This window comes from Mangrovibacterium diazotrophicum (genome assembly GCF_003610535.1).
Taxonomy (GTDB): Bacteria; Bacteroidota; Bacteroidia; order Bacteroidales; family Prolixibacteraceae; genus Mangrovibacterium; species Mangrovibacterium diazotrophicum.
This window is the reverse complement of record NZ_RAPN01000009.1, coordinates 1-1,263: the sequence shown is the minus strand read 5'-3', so window position 1 is coordinate 1,263 and position 1,263 is coordinate 1. Positions and strand designations below refer to the sequence as shown.

Sequence of the window (1,263 nt, the reverse complement as noted above, 5' to 3'; positions counted from 1 at the left end):
AACGGAAACGTATCAACATGCACTGCAGTTGTAACAGTCGAAGATAAAGTTGCTCCGGCAGTCGAATGCCAGAACATCACCGTTCAGCTGGACGAAACAGGCAATGTTTCCATTACAGCAGCCGATGTTACAAAATCAGCATCAGATGCTTGTGGTATTACTTCCAGTGTAATCGATAATGACACATTCACTTGTGATAACGTCGGAACCAATAATGTTGAGCTGACAGTAACAGATGTTAACGGAAACGTATCAACATGCACTGCAGTTGTTACCGTTGAAGATAAAGTTGCCCCGGCAGTCGAATGCCAGAACATCACCGTTCAGCTGGATGAAACAGGCAATGTTTCCATCACCGCAACCGATGTTACAAAATCAGCATCAGATGCTTGTGGTATTGCTTCCAGCGTAATCGATAATTACACATTCACTTGTGATAACGTCGGACCCAATAATGTTGAACTGACTGTAACTGATGTCAACGGAAACGTATCAAGCTGCACAGCAGTTGTTACCGTTGAAGATAAAGTTGCCCCGGCTATCGAATGCCAGAACATCACCGTTCAGCTGGATGAAACAGGCAATGTTTCCATCACCGCAACCGATGTTACAAAATCAGCATCAGATGCTTGTGGTATTGCTTCCAGCGTAATTGGTAATGACACATTCACTTGTGATAACGTCGGAACCAATAATGTTGAGCTGACAGTAACAGATGTTAACGGAAACGTATCAACATGCACTGCAGTTGTAACAGTCGAAGATAAAGTTGCTCCGGCAGTCGAATGCCAGAACATCACCGTTCAGCTGGATGAAACAGGCAATGTTTCCATCACCGCAGCCGATGTTACAAAATCAGCATCAGATGCTTGTGGTATTGCTTCCAGCGTAATCGATAATTACACATTCACTTGTGATAATGTCGGACCCAATAATGTTGAACTGACGGTAACGGATGTCAACGGAAACGTATCAAGCTGCACAGCAGTTGTTACCGTTGAAGATAAAGTTGCCCCGGCTATCGAATGCCAGAACATCACCGTTCAGCTGGATGAAACAGGCAATGTTTCCATCACCGCAGCCGATGTTACAAAATCAGCATCAGATGCTTGTGGTATTGCTTCCAGCGTAATCGATAATTACACATTCACTTGTGATAACGTCGGAACCAATAATGTTGAACTGACTGTAACTGATGTCAACGGAAACGTATCAACATGCACTGCAGTTGTAACAGTCGAAGATAAAGTTGCTCCGGCAGTC

The 1,263-nt window shown here is 44.1% G+C and carries 1 pseudogene; it reads left to right on the top strand.

Annotated features, from left to right (window positions below):
• Positions 1 to 1,263 (top strand): annotated as a pseudogene (locus BC643_RS23460) (hypothetical protein); the annotation flags it as partial.